12 protein-coding genes and 2 pseudogenes are annotated in these 14,532 nt (G+C 71.8%); 3 read left to right on the top strand and 11 right to left on the bottom strand.

Annotation, left to right across the window (positions count from 1 at the left end; all coding sequences use genetic code 11):
• Window positions 1-20: 20 nt before the first annotated feature.
• The 7 genes and pseudogenes from UG55_RS23515 to UG55_RS23490 form a co-directional block, all read right to left on the bottom strand.
• Window positions 21-944 carry a flagellar motor protein MotB gene (locus tag UG55_RS23515; RefSeq protein ID WP_199865235.1) on the bottom strand — a complete coding sequence of 308 codons (924 nt, stop codon included), beginning with the start codon at window positions 942-944 and terminating at the stop codon, window positions 21-23.
• Window position 945: 1 nt separating this feature from the next.
• A pseudogene (locus UG55_RS23510) lies at window positions 946-3,259 on the bottom strand (Hsp70 family protein); the annotation flags it as partial.
• Between the two features lies 1 nt (window position 3,260).
• On the bottom strand, window positions 3,261-3,432 hold a 172-nt coding region (locus UG55_RS42460; protein ID WP_242424997.1), incomplete at its 3' end, for an Hsp70 family protein.
• An 11-nt stretch (window positions 3,433-3,443) separates the two neighbouring features.
• Window positions 3,444-4,172 (bottom strand): hypothetical protein, encoded by a 729-nt coding sequence (locus UG55_RS23505; protein ID WP_128423147.1) that lies wholly within the window; start codon window positions 4,170-4,172, stop codon window positions 3,444-3,446.
• Entirely contained in the window at window positions 4,165-5,838 is a 1,674-nt protein-coding gene (locus UG55_RS23500; RefSeq protein ID WP_066073174.1) for a hypothetical protein, read from the bottom strand. The genes UG55_RS23505 and UG55_RS23500 overlap by 8 nt, the downstream gene beginning before the upstream one ends.
• A 4-nt stretch (window positions 5,839-5,842) precedes the next feature.
• Window positions 5,843-6,772, bottom strand: coding sequence for a serine/threonine-protein kinase (locus UG55_RS23495; protein WP_066073171.1), 930 nt, complete (start codon window positions 6,770-6,772; stop codon window positions 5,843-5,845).
• 193 nt (window positions 6,773-6,965) lie between these two features.
• Window positions 6,966-7,757, bottom strand: coding sequence for an FHA domain-containing protein (locus UG55_RS23490; protein WP_242424994.1), 792 nt, complete (start codon window positions 7,755-7,757; stop codon window positions 6,966-6,968).
• A gap of 824 nt (window positions 7,758-8,581) precedes the next feature.
• On the opposite strand from UG55_RS23490, the gene UG55_RS23480 reads away from it, so the two are divergent.
• Complete coding sequence (locus UG55_RS23480; protein ID WP_066073165.1) at window positions 8,582-9,226, top strand: carbonic anhydrase; 645 nt, start codon at window positions 8,582-8,584, stop codon at window positions 9,224-9,226.
• A 98-nt stretch (window positions 9,227-9,324) separates the two neighbouring features.
• Here UG55_RS23480 and UG55_RS23475 read toward each other — a convergent pair whose 3' ends face one another.
• Entirely contained in the window at window positions 9,325-10,977 is a 1,653-nt protein-coding gene (locus UG55_RS23475) for a GMC oxidoreductase (RefSeq protein WP_066073162.1), read from the bottom strand.
• A gap of 404 nt (window positions 10,978-11,381) precedes the next feature.
• Window positions 11,382-11,801 (bottom strand): annotated as a pseudogene (locus UG55_RS23470) (helix-turn-helix domain-containing protein); the annotation flags it as partial.
• A gap of 398 nt (window positions 11,802-12,199) precedes the next feature.
• Here UG55_RS23470 and UG55_RS23465 point away from each other — a divergent pair.
• Window positions 12,200-12,502, top strand: coding sequence for a putative quinol monooxygenase (locus UG55_RS23465; protein WP_066073159.1), 303 nt, complete (start codon window positions 12,200-12,202; stop codon window positions 12,500-12,502).
• Between the two features lie 95 nt (window positions 12,503-12,597).
• Window positions 12,598-12,882 (top strand): AraC family transcriptional regulator, encoded by a 285-nt coding sequence (locus UG55_RS42455; RefSeq protein WP_242424992.1) that lies wholly within the window; start codon window positions 12,598-12,600, stop codon window positions 12,880-12,882.
• Window positions 12,883-13,015: 133 nt separating this feature from the next.
• Here UG55_RS42455 and UG55_RS23455 read toward each other — a convergent pair whose 3' ends face one another.
• Both UG55_RS23455 and UG55_RS48005 read right to left on the bottom strand, forming a co-directional pair.
• On the bottom strand, window positions 13,016-14,014 hold the full coding sequence (locus UG55_RS23455; protein WP_066073154.1) for an NAD(P)-dependent oxidoreductase: 999 nt from the start codon (window positions 14,012-14,014) through the stop codon (window positions 13,016-13,018).
• Window positions 14,015-14,210: 196 nt separating this feature from the next.
• Window positions 14,211-14,291: a putative leader peptide gene (locus tag UG55_RS48005; RefSeq protein WP_396230991.1), complete on the bottom strand. Its 81-nt coding sequence runs from the start codon at window positions 14,289-14,291 to the stop codon at window positions 14,211-14,213.
• Between the last annotated feature and the right edge of the window lie 241 nt (window positions 14,292-14,532).

Genomic DNA, 14,532 nt, shown 5'->3' with positions numbered 1-14,532 from the left:
CTGGGCGTCCGCCCGCCGTCTCAGGCGGGCGGTGTGACGCGCAGGGTCACCGTCCGGTTGCGGGGGTCGCCGGCGGCGCCGTCGGGATACGGGGCAACGGCACCGCCGCCCGCGGAGATCGTGAGGGCGGTCGCCGGGACACCGGCACCGCGCAGGGTCTCCGCGGCGGCCGCGGCGCGGGCCAGGCTCAGTGCGGCGTTGTCCGGGTAGGGACCGCCGGCGCGGACGGGGAGACCGTCGCTGTGGCCGACGATCTCGACGGCGATTCCGGGTACGGCCGCCAGCCGGGCACCCAGGCCGGACAGCGTCGCGCGGCCCTGCGGACTCGGTGTGTCGTGCACAGTGAAGATCGGATCGTGGAAGGCGACGACCAGCTGGCCACCGGCCCCGGTGACGGTCGCCTCCGGGCCGGCGAGGCGTGCGGCCAGATCGTCCACCGGCCGGCGCGCGGCACCCTCCGGCGCGGGCACGGTGCCGGCGGCTGGCGCGGACAGGGGGGCGGCGGCCGGCACCTGGTCCGGCCGGTCGGGCCCGTCGTGGCCGAGCCACCAGCCTCCGCCGAGGGCGAGCAGGACCAGCAGACCGGCGGCGAGGCCGTCCCGGCGGCGGGCGCCGACGCGGTCGGCCCGCAGCCGCCGCAGGTGGTGCAGTCCCGCGGCGGCCCCGTCAGCGATGGCGCCGCCGGCGTCCGGCTCCAGAGCCAGCGCGGCCCGCCAGTGGCGCTCGGCCTCGTCGAGCCGGCCCCGCTGCGCCTGGATCCGGGCCAGCAGATCATGCTCCGCCGCGGTGTGCTCACGACCGGCCGCCAGCTCGGTGAGCAGCAGCACGGCATCCTCGTGCCGACCGGAGCGGGCCAGCGTGGCGGCCCGGCCCCGCAGCACCTCGCCGGCCAGCGCCACGCCGGCCAGCGCCACGTCGCGATGGGCCACGTCGCGATGGGCCACGTCAGCGGACCTTGTAGACATTGCTGATGTCCTCGGCCCCGCCCTGTGCTTCCCGGTCCGGCAGCAGGTCGATCAGCTGGCGGGTCACCGTTCGGAGCCGATCGACGTCGTCGGCGTCGACGGCGCGCTGCCCCTCTGCGATCAGACGGGCGGCCAGGGCCTGGTCACGCAGCTCGGAGCGCTGCGCGACCAGCTGGGAGAAGCGCGCCATCACGACGGCACCCGTCCGGCGGTCCATCATGATCGCCAGGTGGGCGGTGAGCTCGTCGACCAGGATCCGCAGGTGCGCGACGTCCCGGCCGGCCAGCGCCCGGCGCACCTCGGCGGCGACCCGCGCGTGCCGCTCGCGGTCCTGGGCGTCGCCGTACTGTTCGATCAGCCCGGGAGCGTCGTTGAGCACCCGGTTCGCCAGCTCGACGAGCGCGGGCCACTCAAGCGCGTGCTCGACGTCGTCGAGCTTCGCGCGCAGGTCCAGCATCCGCCGGCCGGCGGTGCTCGCCGCGTCGGTGTCACCGTGCTCGGTGGAGGTGACGTCGTTCTCGAGCTGGTCGACCGCCTGCTCGCCGTCCAGTTCGTCGAGGATGGCCAGCGCGGCCGGGTCGGCGGTGCGCTGCGCGTCGGCGCGCAGCTCGGCCAGCCGCCGCCGTTCGGCTTCCAGCGCGCGGCGCAGGTCGGCCGGGTCGGGAGCACTCTCGGTGGTCAGGTCGTGGAACGCCTCGAAGTCCTCCTCGAGGATCGGGACGAAGGCTCTGGTGGTCACCAGCCGGGAGCCGTCGATCTCGATCTCGACCTCGATCTCGCTGTTGCGCGGGATGTCCCTGGTCACCTGGTCGGCGAGGATCTCCAGGGCGCCCACCTGCCGGTTGCGGTCGGCCCGGGGATGCTCCCCCTCCAGGATCGGGATCCGCAGCAGGCCACCGGACTGGCCGCGGTTCAGCCGCACCGTGCTCCGCAGGATCTCCCGCCCGCGGGCGGGAATACGGGTGCCCTTCGCCAGCAGCCAGGAGACCTCGTTGCCGGCCAGCGCCACCCCGATCGAGTGGGTGAGGGTGGCTGCGGGGGCGACGACGCCGAGCGTGTAGGTCAGCTCCGACGGCTGGATCCGCTCACTCGTCCCCGTCGGGTCCGCCAGGAGGATCTCGTAGATGTTGCGGCGCGCGGGTTCGGCCCGCAGCGTCGTGATGAAGGAGCCGGCCGCCGGAAGAACGAGCTTGCCGCTGCGCCACGGCGGCCGGGCCTCGGCGTTGGCGAACTCGACGGTGAACCCCTCCAGGCTGCGCCCGGCTGGCCCCCGGACCACCCCGCCCACCACGGGCTCCGGGTCTGAGCCGATCGGCTTGTACTCCAGGTCGACGGTGTAGGCGACGTCGGGGCGCGCCGGTCCGGTGGGCAGCCGCTGGGTTCCCGCGAAGATCGCCGCCCCGCGGGCCACGACGGTCATCGGGTCCTGGCTGACGTCCAGCTCGATGCCGAGGCCGTCGGCGAGCCGCCGGCGCAGGTGCGGCATGAGGGTGGGCCCGCCGACGAGCAGTACCCGGTCGATCTTCTCCGGTGAGAGCTGGCTCTCCCGCAGCGCGGCGTGGCAGATGTTGACCGCGCGGGTGACGAACGGCTCGGTCAGCTCGTCCACCTCGGCGGCGTGCAGTTCGTGGACGAACTCGACCGGGTTGCCGTCCGGGTCGGTGCACAGCGGCGGATCGCTGATGTCGATCAGCGCGGTCGCCGCCGAGGAAAGCTCGATCTTCGCGTTCTCCGCGGCCGCCTTCAGCTTCGCGATCGCCTGCGCCCAGGCCGGCTCACCCCGGCCGAAGCCGGGCAGCGAATACTGCCGCAGCAGGGCGGGAATCAGCAGCTGCTCGACGATGGCCCAGTCGATGAGTTTCCCGCCGAGGAAGTTGTCGCCGCGGTGGTTCACGATGTCGAACTCGCCGTCGCGGATGTGCACGATGGACGCGTCGAAGGTTCCGCCACCCAGGTCGAAGACCAGCCGGTAGATGTTGTCCTCGTCGCGCTGGAAACTGTAGGCGAGGGCGGCCGCGGTCGGTTCCTGCAGCAGCGGCGACAGTTCCAGCCCGGCCGCCTCGGCGGCGCGGCGGGTGGCGTCGGTCTGGTTCAGTTCGAAGGCGGCCGGAACGGTGATGACCGCCGCCCTGATGTCCTCGCCCAGTTGCCGCTTCACATTCGTCCGCAGTGCGCGCAGCACATGTGCGGAAAGTTCCTCCGGGCTCAGTGTGAGGCCGCTGTTGGCGAAGGTCGTCACCTGGTCGCGCAGACCCATCCGCAGTTTGAACTCGGCGGCGGCGTTCGCCGGGTCGNACTCGACGCGCTCGCGGGCCCGGTCGCCCACGTGAATCCGCCCGTTGCGGTCCGCGTACACCGCCGACGGCGTGGTGTCGTGCCCGAACGCGTTCTTGACGATGCGGGCCTCGGTTCCGTCCAGGACCGCGATCGCACTGTTGGTGGTGCCCAGGTCGATGCCGAAGTCCATGGTCGAGCGGGTCATCGTTCCTCCTGTCCGGTGGACGTCGCCCCGGCGGGGGGGATGCCGACGACGACCTCGCCGGTCTGCACGCGCCGGCCGTGCAGGTAGACACTGGGCCGCAGGGTTTCCAGGACGGTCTCGTCGGTCAGCCCCGCCGTCGGCTGGAACTCCAGGACCTCCAGGTCCAGGCCGGAGTCGTAGTGGGTCTGGTCGTGCTCCTGGATCTCGACGCCGGCCGCGGCGAGGGAGCTCCACAGCGAGTCGACCTGCCGCTGCAACCGGCGGGTGTCCGCCGGGCGGTTCCCCTCCCGGGGCGCGCCGCGGCCCGCGCCCGCCGCCGGGCTGATGCCGTTCGCGGCGGTGCTGGTTGTGGGGGCGGTGCTGGTTGTCGGGGCGCCGGTCACCGTGGCGTTGAGACGCCGGCGCAGCCGCCACAGCCCGGTGGCGAGCTCCGCCACCGCCGCCGGACCCAGGGCGTTTCCCGCCGCCGGCTCCGGCGCCGGTGTGTGCTCCCCCTCCGGCCCCCGCCCCCGCTCCGGCGTCACGGCCGGCGCCGGAACCAGCGACAGCACCGCGGCCCATTCCTCCGGCACGGTCGGCCGGGCTATGCGGAAGGCGCGGGGATACCGCCACTGGCGCACGGTGCCGGGCAGCGATCCGCCGGGCGACGGTCCGCCGGGCGGCAGCCGGCCCGGCCACCACCCACCGGGCATCCGCTGCTGCGGAACAGATCGGTTCTCAGACATCGGACAGCCCCAACGGTTTCTCGCCGCGCTGCCAGCCCTGATCGCGCAGTTCCGCCAGCGGGGGGAAGGAGTCCAGGCGTTTGCGTTCCTTTTCCGCTGACTTCCCCAGGACGACCAGGTCGGCGACGAACGCCACGATCGCGACGACGACGGCGAGGAATATGTAGCCACCGCCCGACCCGGGGAACAGCATGGTGGGAACGCTGATCGCGACCACGAAGTACAGGGCGCAGCGCAGCGCGGCGAACCAGCCCCGACCAAGCACCTGGTTCCGGCAGGAGGAACAGCGTGGCACGGTGACCTGCACCTTGCTCCAGCTCACCCTGGAAAGGACCCGGACGACGTTGCCGTGCATCCAGATCTGCATCGCCGCGGAGATGCCGGGGCGCTCACGGCAGAACCAGCACATCAACGACAGCGCGGCCTCTTCCAGAATCCGCCGGTTCTCGGCCAGCCGGTCCCGGACGGCCGCGGAGGCCGCCACCCGCTCGGCCCGGCCGACCAGCTCGGACATCCGCAGCTGGTTGCGGATGGAGTCGTCGGTGGGCGGATCCGGGCGCTCCCGGGCCTGGTCGAAGGCCAACAGGCAGGTCAGGGCCTCGACGGCCACCTTGTCGTGAGTGCGGACCCGCGCCGACTCCTCGGCGGGGAGCAGCCGGTCCAGTCGCGCCAGGGGCTGCGCGGACTCGGTGAGGATGTGCTCGGCCTGGGTCAGGCCCTCGAGCCGGGCTCCTTCGGCCACCTGGCGCGCACTGTCGCACAACCGGTCGATCTCGTCGGTCCAGGGCGCGCCGGCCAGGCGCAGGGCGGTGTCGAGGGCCGCCCCGTCACCGAGCTGCGCCTCCCGCATCGCCGCCAGCTGCCGCCCGGCCCGTTCGTCCTCCCCGGCGGCGATGGCGGCCACCGCGAGCTCGGCGCCGATCGACAGCACCGCGGTGGGCAGCCCCGCGCGGATCGAGGCGGCGAGGCCCGGGTCCAGCCTGGCGTCCGCCGTCTGCCGGATGCGTGCCTCAAGGTTGTCCCACACCTGGTCGTCGCGCAGGACGTCACCCCAGCGGCGGTAGACGTACCCCCAGTCGGGCGGGCCCGTGCCCGGCGGGGGCTCCGCATCCGGAATGCGCGCAGCATCCGGAACGGGCTCCACATCCGGCCCGAGTTCGGCGTCCAGCGCCCGGAGGTGAACGAGCACGGCGAGGTTGTGCTTGGCGTTCGCGGCGTCCGCCACCGGAACCTGGTCTTCGCCGCTCCCGGTCACGGTGGCCCACAGCCGGGCGGCGGCGAGCGGGTCGCCGGCCGCCAGCGCGGTGAGCGCCTCGTCCCGGCTCTCACCGGGCCTGTCCTGCCCGTCAGCCGGACCCGCCTGCCCGCTGTCGGGACCCGCCGGCCAGAACCAGAAGAACTCGTCGACCACTCGCCGGCGCGGATCGCCCAGCCGTTCGAGGGCGGCGCGAAGCTCCTCGGGGGACGGTGCCGGCCGCCGCGGCAGCACAGCCGGTTCCGGCAGCTGCCCACCGGTCTTCTCCAGGACGGCGAGCATGTCGGCCTTCCGGCGGATGTCCCGGGCGGTGGCCGACAGCGGGAGGCCGGTCAGGCGGAACGGGTTCTGCCGGTAGATCTGGGCGGACACCTGCCGCAGCGGCAGGGCGTCGGTGTCGCGGGTCGCCATGCCGTCACCGGTCCGCGTTCTTGCGGGCGGAGATCTCCCCGGCCGGCCCCGGTTCCTTCTCGCCCTGCCGGGACCGGCTCGCCGGCCGCCAGGCCTCCAGATCGGCGAGCAGCTCGGCGGCCGACGGGTAGCGCGCCGCCGGCGAGAACGACAGCGCCCGGGCGATGATCGCGTCGAGCGATCCGTCCACCTCGTACCGCAGCTCGCTCGGCGCGACGAGGGCTGTGGTGTGCCAGGCGGCCGTGATCGGATCACTGACGGAGCGCCGCGGGTAGGGAAGCTCGTCGGTCAGCAGCAGGTAGAACACCGCCCCCAGTGCCCAGACGTCCCCGGGCACCGACGCGAGATGCGGGTGGAGCAGCGTTTCCGGTGCCATGAAGGCGATGGTTCCCCGCGAGCTGGCCAGCAGCGTCAGCGCGCTGACCTTCCGGGCAAGCCCGAAATCGCTGATCCGTACGCGGAGGTCGTCCCGGTCGTAGCCGACCAGAATGTTCTGCGGGGTGATGTCGCGGTGGATGATCGGCGGGGACTCCTGATGGGCGACCGCCAGCCCGCGGGCCACCTGCCGTATGACGTCCACCGCGACCCGGATGGGCATGAACGCCTCCCCGTGCGATAAGCGGAAGTTGTTCAGGGTGCCGCCGGCGACGTATTCCATTGTGAAGTAGGCGTATCCCCCGCCATCCGTCTCGACGGTGTTCGCCTCGAAAACCCGGATGATGTTCGGGTGGCCAATTCTGGAAAGCATCATCGCCTCGCTCAGGGCGTCCCGTACCTGCTCCGCGGACATCCCCGCCCGCCGGAACACCTTCATCGCCTGCCGGCCCAGATAGCGGTGCCGGACCCGGTACACCTCGGCGAAGGCCCCGCGGCCCAGCAACCGCTCGACCCGGTACGTATCCCGGATCACCTGTCCGTCGCTCAACAGGGCCATACTCCTCAGACCTCCGGCAGCACAGCGGGGGTGTTCTCGTTCGGGTGTCGGTGTCGGTGGCCGCTGCGGAGAATCTAGGTGAGGAATCCGCGGCCGGGTAGTGGAGCGCTACACCCCCCGCCGCACCGGTCGAACGGTGGGCGGCGGCCGATGCCCGGGGGCGGCGGCCGGTGGGACAGCACCCGGACACGTATCAGGGCTCGCACCCGATGACCCGGGCCTCCCGCCCGGGCTGCTCCGGAGGTGCGGCGGAACAGTCAACGGCGAGGGGGCGGGTGTCCTCCCGCTGGAAGCGGTCGAGGTGGCGCTCGGTGACGACCCGGTTGAGGATCATCCAGTGTGCCAGGTCCTCCCAGTCCGTCAGCCCGGGCGCGCTGCGGTCACGTACCTCTCGCCGGACGTCCGAGATGACGTTGCGGACGTACATCGGGCCGCGGCCCAGCCGTTCGCCGATCTCCTTGTAGGTGGCGGGGCGAGCGTCCGCCCCGCACCGGGTCAGCAGCGGCCGGCACAGCTCGATGATGATGTCCAGCTGCGCCGGGGTGAGCCGGATCGGCCTGCCGATGGTGGCCTTGCTTTCGGAAAGTGTGGTGGAACCGAAGAACATGCTGTCCTGGGTGACCGCGGACGCGTCGACCTGGATGGTGACCGTCGCCCCACCCCCGCGGACCACGACGATGTCGAACCGGGGAAAGGGCAGCGAAGTCATCGCCGCGCCGGGTTCGACGATTCTGTCCGCACCGACGGGCGGGCGCATCAGGAACGGCTTGGACTGCGACTTGTTGTACACCAGGACGCAGTCGTCGAGAACCCGCAGCAAGGCCATGTGCCGCGACAGGTAGGTGTCGTCCGGCAGCTTGATGGTACAGGCACTGCTGCGCCCGATGGTGATCTCCTGGCCACGGCCGACCCGCCACCGGGATCCGCCGTGCTCGAGCACGGCGACCGGTCCTGCCGGCGAACTACCCGTACTGCGGTTGCCCACCTACGCTCCTTATTCGCGCGCAACTGACCTCAGTGAATGAATTGCTTTGACTCTAAACCCTTCGGCGTGCCGGCGCGGTGCGGGATGCGAACCGGCCCGCGGTTCCCGCGAAAACCGAATTTTGGCATGATTGGGAGGCGCCGTGCGTGACCGGTCCCGCGGCCGCGGCCTATTAACCGCGGCGGCATTCGCCGGCACCGCCGTAAGGCCAGGTCAGCCCGCCCTCCGGGCGGACTGTTCCGGAGTCCGCGCCTTACCGGCGGGGCGGTTGCCGCATGATGAGGCTGTGCTGATCCGGGTCGTGGCGACAGGCCGGCCGGCCGGGCCGCCGTGGTGCCCGGCGATCGTCGAGCGGGCGCGGGTGGCCGCCGCGGTGCCCAACTACGTCCTCGGCGAGCAACTCGGTGCGGGAGTGTTCGGGCTGGTCCTGAAGGCGGAGCACCGGCGGATGCGCCGGGCGACCGCGATCAAGGTGATGCCGGCCGAGACGGCGGAGGGGGAACGGATCGACTTCGGCGGGCCCCGGCTGATGCCGCCCTGCCCTGCCGGGCACTGTCCTGCCNTGCCCGAACGCTGCCCTCGTCGACGGTGCCCTGCACTGACGGCGGGCTCGGCCGGCAGCGCGGCCGCGGCCTTGCCGGCGCGCTGGTCGGCGCACAGCACCCGGCAGGTCGCTCAGGAACCCAGCCGACTGATCTTTTCCATTTAGTGTCGTGATTCATGCGCAGAGCGGAGCGATGTGTGGGGACGGGTCGTTTTCGGCGCACCGTGAGATTTTTCGCGGCTGCGTTTGCGGCGGAGACCGATCGGATAGGTTGCTGCGCATGCCCGACACCGATCTCGCTGGCTCCTCACCCGCCGAGGCCTTCGCGGTCCTGAAGGAGGGCAATGCGCGCTTCGTGCGCGGCGAAAGACTGCATCCCAACCAGGACGCCGACCGCCGCTCGGCGGTGGCGCCGCGGCAACATCCGTTCGCGGTGCTGTTCGGATGCTCGGATTCCCGGCTGGCGGCCGAAATCATCTTCGACCGCGGGCTGGGTGACCTCTTCGTGGTGCGCACCGCCGGCCACGTCGCCGGGCCCGAGGTGCTGGGCAGCATCGAGTACGGCGTGAGCGTGCTCGGCGCGCCCCTGGTCGTCGTGCTCGGCCACGACTCCTGTGGCGCCGTCATCGCCGCGTCGGAGGCGGACCGCGACGGCACGGCGCCGGCGGGCTACATCGGGGATGTGGTGGAGCGGGTCATGCCGAGCATCCTCTCGGCCCGGGCCGCCGGGCACACCGACGTCGACGAGTTCGTGCGCACGCACATCCAGCGCACAGTGGACGGCCTCGTCGGCCGGTCGGCGCTGCTCGCCGCCGAGATCGCCGCGGGCCGCTGCGCGGTGGTCGGCCTGTCCTACCGGCTGGCGGACGGAAGCGTCAGTGTTATCACCATCCACGGGCAGGTACCGGTGACCGCGAACGGGTAGCCCGCCCGCCGGGCCGCCGGGCGACGGCCGGTGCGGGCGCAGCGGGCCATCGGGCCGCCGCGATTCGGACGGCCCGGCGGCGACCCGGGACGTCCCTGTCAGAAGACGGTGCCCACGTCCTGGGCGACGATTCTGGCCATGCTGTGCTCGGCCAGGGCGGCGATGGTCATGGAAGGGTTGCACGCTCCGGTCGAGCCGGGAATGCGGGCGCCGTCCAGGACGTAGAGGCCGCGGTGGCCGAGGACGCGGCCGTAAAGGTCCACGGCCGATCCCATCGGGACGCCGCCAAGGGCGTGCCAGGTCGAGTTCTCGGTCAGGTTGGTGTCGATCATGATGCCGCCGCCGGTGAGCGCGAGGCCGGCCATGCGGGCGGCGATCAATGCCTGCAGCGCGGCGTCTGCGCCGACCGGCCATGTCAGAACCGCATCGTCCTTGCTCGCGTCGTATGCCCAGGTGCCGGCGGCCGGGACGACGCCGAAGCCGACCACGGTCATCAGCTTCTGGAAGCCGGCGATCAGCGGTGGCGCGCCGGCATGGATGATCCTGAGCGGGATCGGGCTGTACGGGTCGGTGGCGCCGACGCAGGCGGGGCCACCCTGCAGCGCGCCCGGGTCCTGCGCCATCCCGAGCCATTCATAGATGCGGTCGCCGTTGTTGCCCCACTGGGTGCCGATGGCGTCCGGAAGGTTCGGGATGAGGTTCTTGGCCTTCGCCTTGACGAGCAGTCGGGTGGTTCCGGGGGAGCCGGCGTTGAGGAAGACGGCATCGGCAGTGATGATCTTACGTTCCTGGGCGACGCCGCCGGTGTCGATCCGGTCCACCGTCAGGGTCCATTTGTTGTTGGCGCCGAGGGCGACGTCGCGGACGACATGCAGGGGCTGCACCGTCACCTTGCCGGTGGCTTCGGCGGCGGCCAGATAGGTGACGTCGATGGAGTGCTTTCCGCCGTTGTTCACACCGAAGGCGATGTCGCTGTTGGTGTAGGCGCGATTGTAGGTGCCGTTGAGCTCGCCGCGGACGTAGTTCCAGTCGACCGGCAGGGGAACCTTGAAGGTTTTGAGGCCGAGGTTGCGCGGCACCACGTCCAGGAAGATTCGGGAGGACTTGTAGGGCGCCGCGTTGAGGATGTCGTCGGGTACGGTGGAGACTCCCAGCATCGACGCGACGGTGGGGTACCACCGCGTGTTGAGCTCGTCGTACAGGCCGGCGGCCAGCGGCATCGAGCGGATGAAATCGGACTTGGTCGGCTGCAGCGTCATGCCGTGATACATGAGCGAACCGCCACCGACCGCGGCGCCGCAGTTGACGGTCATGTTGTTGCCCTTGATGACCTCCAGTACCCCGGTGTACAGCGGCCACGTCTGGTTGGCGCCGGGGACGAGACTCGCCAGACCCGGCAGCGGTGGCGTGGGCGAAAGCCAGGCTGAGCGGTTGTCGAGGTTCGCGACGGTGGCGAACGTGTTGGAGTTCGGTCCGGTGGGCCAGCGCAGCCCACGTTCGAGTACGAGTGTCGGCACCCCCGCCTTGGCGAGCCGCAGCGCGGTCACCCCGCCCCCGAACCCGGTGCCGACGATCACGGCTCGGGCGCTGACCGCGGTCGTCGGCACCGCGCGCGCCGGGGTGGCGCCGGCCAGCAGCCCGCTGAGCGCGGCCGCGCCCGCGCCGGTGGCCCCGATGAACCTGCGGCGGCTGAGGCCGGCGGTGGGCTCCGGGCGAGCGGGCTCGGCTAAATCTGGGTACGCCTCGGACACGTCGGCCTCCAGCTTTTGATGTCCGTGTTCGGGTCAGTTATCGAACCGGGTGTCATACCGGATTCTCGCGCCGTCGCAGGCAGCAAGAAGAGCGCTTTCGAGACGGCTTTTCCGGGATGACGTCGAGAACATGGGGCCGGCGGCGGAACACCGGCTCGAGGGAGTAGGTGGGTGCGGTTCGTCACTGGGAAAGATGGTTTGATGCCGCATTCAGGAGGGTTTTATCACGTGCCCCAACGGCGTAACAAGTGGCCCGTTTCGCGCTTCGTCGCCGGGTTTTCGGGGCCGTTCCCGGTGGGGTCGGGTGTGAAAGCGCGCGTTCATTGGCGTCTTTTCGGGAAGGTGACCCGGGCCGTCGAAGCGGGAGATCACCGCCCTGAGTCGTTAGTTCGCGGACGGTTCGCGGGTTCCAGATCGAAGGCGCGCCATATCCGCGACACCGTCGACTGCGACAACCCGCTCGCCGCCGCCATCGACCGGCTTGACCAGTGCGTGTCACCATCCGGCGGCGCCTGCTCCAACGTCTTCGTGATCACTTCGCGGACCTGGGCCTCGGAAACCGTGCGCGGCCGCCCCGGCCGCGCCTCGTCCGACAGTCCCCCCAACCGGTGCGCCGCGAACCGGTTCCGCCACTTCGCCACCGTCGCCACCGACACCCCGGCGGCTGCCGCGACCTGCCCGTTCGTCCCGCCGCCCGCGCACGCCAGCACGATCCGCGCCCGCAGCGCCAACGCCTGCGCCGTCTTCGGACTTCGCTCCCAGCGGGTCAGTACCTCCCGCTCGGCAGCGGACAGCATGATCGTCACTGCGCGCGGCCCGGGCATGACTCAGCATAAGATCTACATGCGGAATAAAGACTCGGTGGGGTGTGGCGGAAGCCTGCGACCCGTCCCCGGAAGCGGGCATCGAGTGGCCGGGACGACCGGGTCGACGGGGTCGACGGGGTCGACGGGGACGATCCGCGGGGCGCGAGCTCGTCTGAAGCCCGGGACCGGCCGTCCGCCGGGCGCTCGGCCCGCGGTGGGCGTCGGTCCGCGCTGGTTGTGCTTCGAGGATGCATGCGCTCTCCCGCACGTCCCCGGCCGATGTTCCGGGAGGCGCGGTTGTCGTGTCCGATGGGGGCGTGAACGCGTCCGCTTGCCGGCGGCCGGCCGGGCGGGGTCGCGCGAGAATGACCGTGCCGCAGTCGCGGGGCCGTCATCGCCCGAGTCGGGAGACTCTCATGTTCCTTGCCATTGTCGAATTCGAGACCGCCGCCATCGACCGTGCTGTCGCTCGCACCCATCTCGACGGCCAGCGTGACCAGATACGCGCGCTGCCGGGAAACCTCGACTTCCGCGTCCACGCGGCCCGGGAGAACGAGACCCGCGTCACCGTGATCCACGAATGGGACGACGCGAGCTCGTTCGCGGGCTACCTCGGCTCGGATCTGTTCGCGCGTTCCGGCGAGGTTCTCAGACCGCTCATGACGGCGGCGCCGACCAGCCGGCGCTTTCACGCGGAACTGCTGGCGACAGTTGCCTGACCGACACGGGGGTGGGCCGGGGCGAGGAGGTGCGGGCTGATGCCGAGGTCGGCCGTGCCGGCCGAAGTCTACGATCGTCCGGTGGGGGGCTGCCGGTGACCCGCGAGGCATTCAGCTTCGTCCGCACGTTCGCGCCGGGGCCGACCCGCGAGCTCCGCGTGGGCCGTCACTACCTGCTCTGCGCCGCCACCGGTGCGCTCCGGCTGGCGCTGCGCCGGCTGCGGATGATGCGCGCGATCGAGCTGCTCGCCGCCGAGGACTCCTCGGTGACCAGCATCGCGTTCAGCGTCGGGTACGCCTCGCTGTCGTCGTTCAACGCCGCGTTCGCCGAACTGGTCGGCAGCACCCCCAGTCAGTACCGGGCCAGCTTCCGCCCCTGACCGGCCGGGCCACCGCGGCTGACGCTGACCGGGCGCCGGCGGCAGCTGGCAACGGTGGCCGTTGTGCTGGTCAGCCGTGCTGGTCACCTGTGCTGGTCACCTGTGTGAGTCCACGGTGACCAGGTCCAGGTGGTCAGTAGCCGGCGGTGAGGTCGACCAGGCCGTCCAGCGGCCTGCCGGCGCGCCACCGGTGCAGGTTGTCGGCGAAGACGTCCAGCCCGCGGTTCAGGCCGCCGGGGGCGGACCAGGAAAGATGCGGCATGATCCGCACCCGCGGGTCGTCGCGCAGTGGGTGGTCGGCCGGCAGCGGCTCGGGGTCGGTGACGTCCAGGCTGGCGCGGGCCACGGTTCCGGCCGCCAGCGCCCGGACCAGCGCGTCGGTGTCGACGATCCGTCCCCGGGCGACGTTGACCAGGTGCAGCCCCGGCTTGGCGAGCGCGAACGCGTCGTCGTCGAGCAGCCGGTCCGTCTCCGGGGTGAGCGGTGCGGCGACGACCAGGTGGTCGGCCTCCCCGAGCAGCTCCGCCAGGGTGCGGACGACGGTCACGCCGGGCACGTCGGCGGGCCGCCCACTGCGTCGCAGGGCCAGCAGACGGGTCCCGAACCCGCCGAGGCGCGCGGCCAGCTCCCGGGCGATGGACCCGAAGCCGAGCAGTCCCACGGTGCGGCCGTCGAGTGTGCCGAGCGGCTCGGTGATGAAGGACTCGTTCGTCCGCGCTTCCCAGATCTCCGGGATCCGCTTCTCGACGGCGAGCAGCAGGCTGACCGTCACCTCGGCGATCGCCGCGCTGTTCGCGCCGCGGCCGCAGGTCACCGTGCGCCCGGCGAGCAGATCGAGGGGAAAGCCGTCGACTCCGGTGGACACGAAGTGCACCCACTCGGCCCGCTCCACCGCCTCCAGGGCCGAGGCCGGCACCGACGGCTCCCGCAGTGACCACGGCATGACCAGTGCCATCACCGGCCCGGCCGGTTCGGCGGGCAGCTCCGCACCACCCAGCACGTCGACGACCTGGATCTCGGGGCCCAGCCGCGAGCGGAGCTGGGCGGTGAACGCGCTCGGGATCAGAACGGCGACGGTGGCAGGCGTGACCTGGGTGCCGGCGGGCTGTGATGTGGACGGAGCAATCGACATGGCGCGGCTGACTCCCGGGGCAGGGTGACTGGTCGGACGGGGAGGTCCTGCAATGTGCTGTTACCGGGGCGCGACGTCCCTCGATGCGGAGCTTCCCGGTACGGGCGGAGCGTGCCCCGGCCCGCGGTTAGCGGTGGGTCGCGGGCGTTGGCCGGGGTTCCGCTGGAGGCGGGCTCTGCTGGAGACGGCGCGGCTGTCAGCGAGCGGGACAGGCGGCGGAGGCGACCCGGAGCAGATCTATGTGCGCACGGGTGACCAGAGGGGGCTGCTGCCGCACGGATCAACAAAAACACGCGGGACGTCTTGCGCCTACCGCTTCGGCCCGTGACTAGGCTCGCTTTTTCGCCTCTTGACTGAACAATCCGCCCTGCGTGTCTGTGCCTGCGCGGGATCGGCGTGGCGGCGGTGGCTGGGTCGGGGTCGGGGTGGCGGCGGTGGCTGGGGTCGGGGTGGCGGTGGCCGGGGCGGGGGTGACATTCCTGTCTGATCGGGCGGGACACCCCGGGTGCCGAGCCGGC

The organism is Frankia sp. EI5c, assembly GCF_001636565.1.
Classification (GTDB): Bacteria; Actinomycetota; Actinomycetes; order Frankiales; family Frankiaceae; genus Parafrankia.
The sequence above is the reverse complement of the archived record's forward strand: the minus strand, read 5'-3'. Positions and strand labels throughout refer to the sequence as shown.

Excerpts from the sequence above, each read along its gene's own strand:
- UG55_RS23505 (WP_128423147.1), bottom strand. The coding sequence starts at position 4,172 with ATGTCTGAGAACCGATCTGTTCCGCAGCAGCGGATGCCCGGTGGGTGG.
- UG55_RS23500 (WP_066073174.1), bottom strand. The coding sequence starts at position 5,838 with ATGGCGACCCGCGACACCGACGCCCTGCCGCTGCGGCAGGTGTCCGCC.
- UG55_RS23495 (WP_066073171.1), bottom strand. The coding sequence starts at position 6,772 with ATGGCCCTGTTGAGCGACGGACAGGTGATCCGGGATACGTACCGGGTC.
- UG55_RS23480 (WP_066073165.1), top strand. The coding sequence starts at position 8,582 with ATGCCCGACACCGATCTCGCTGGCTCCTCACCCGCCGAGGCCTTCGCG.
- UG55_RS23465 (WP_066073159.1), top strand. The coding sequence starts at position 12,200 with ATGTTCCTTGCCATTGTCGAATTCGAGACCGCCGCCATCGACCGTGCT.
- UG55_RS23455 (WP_066073154.1), bottom strand. The coding sequence starts at position 14,014 with ATGTCGATTGCTCCGTCCACATCACAGCCCGCCGGCACCCAGGTCACG.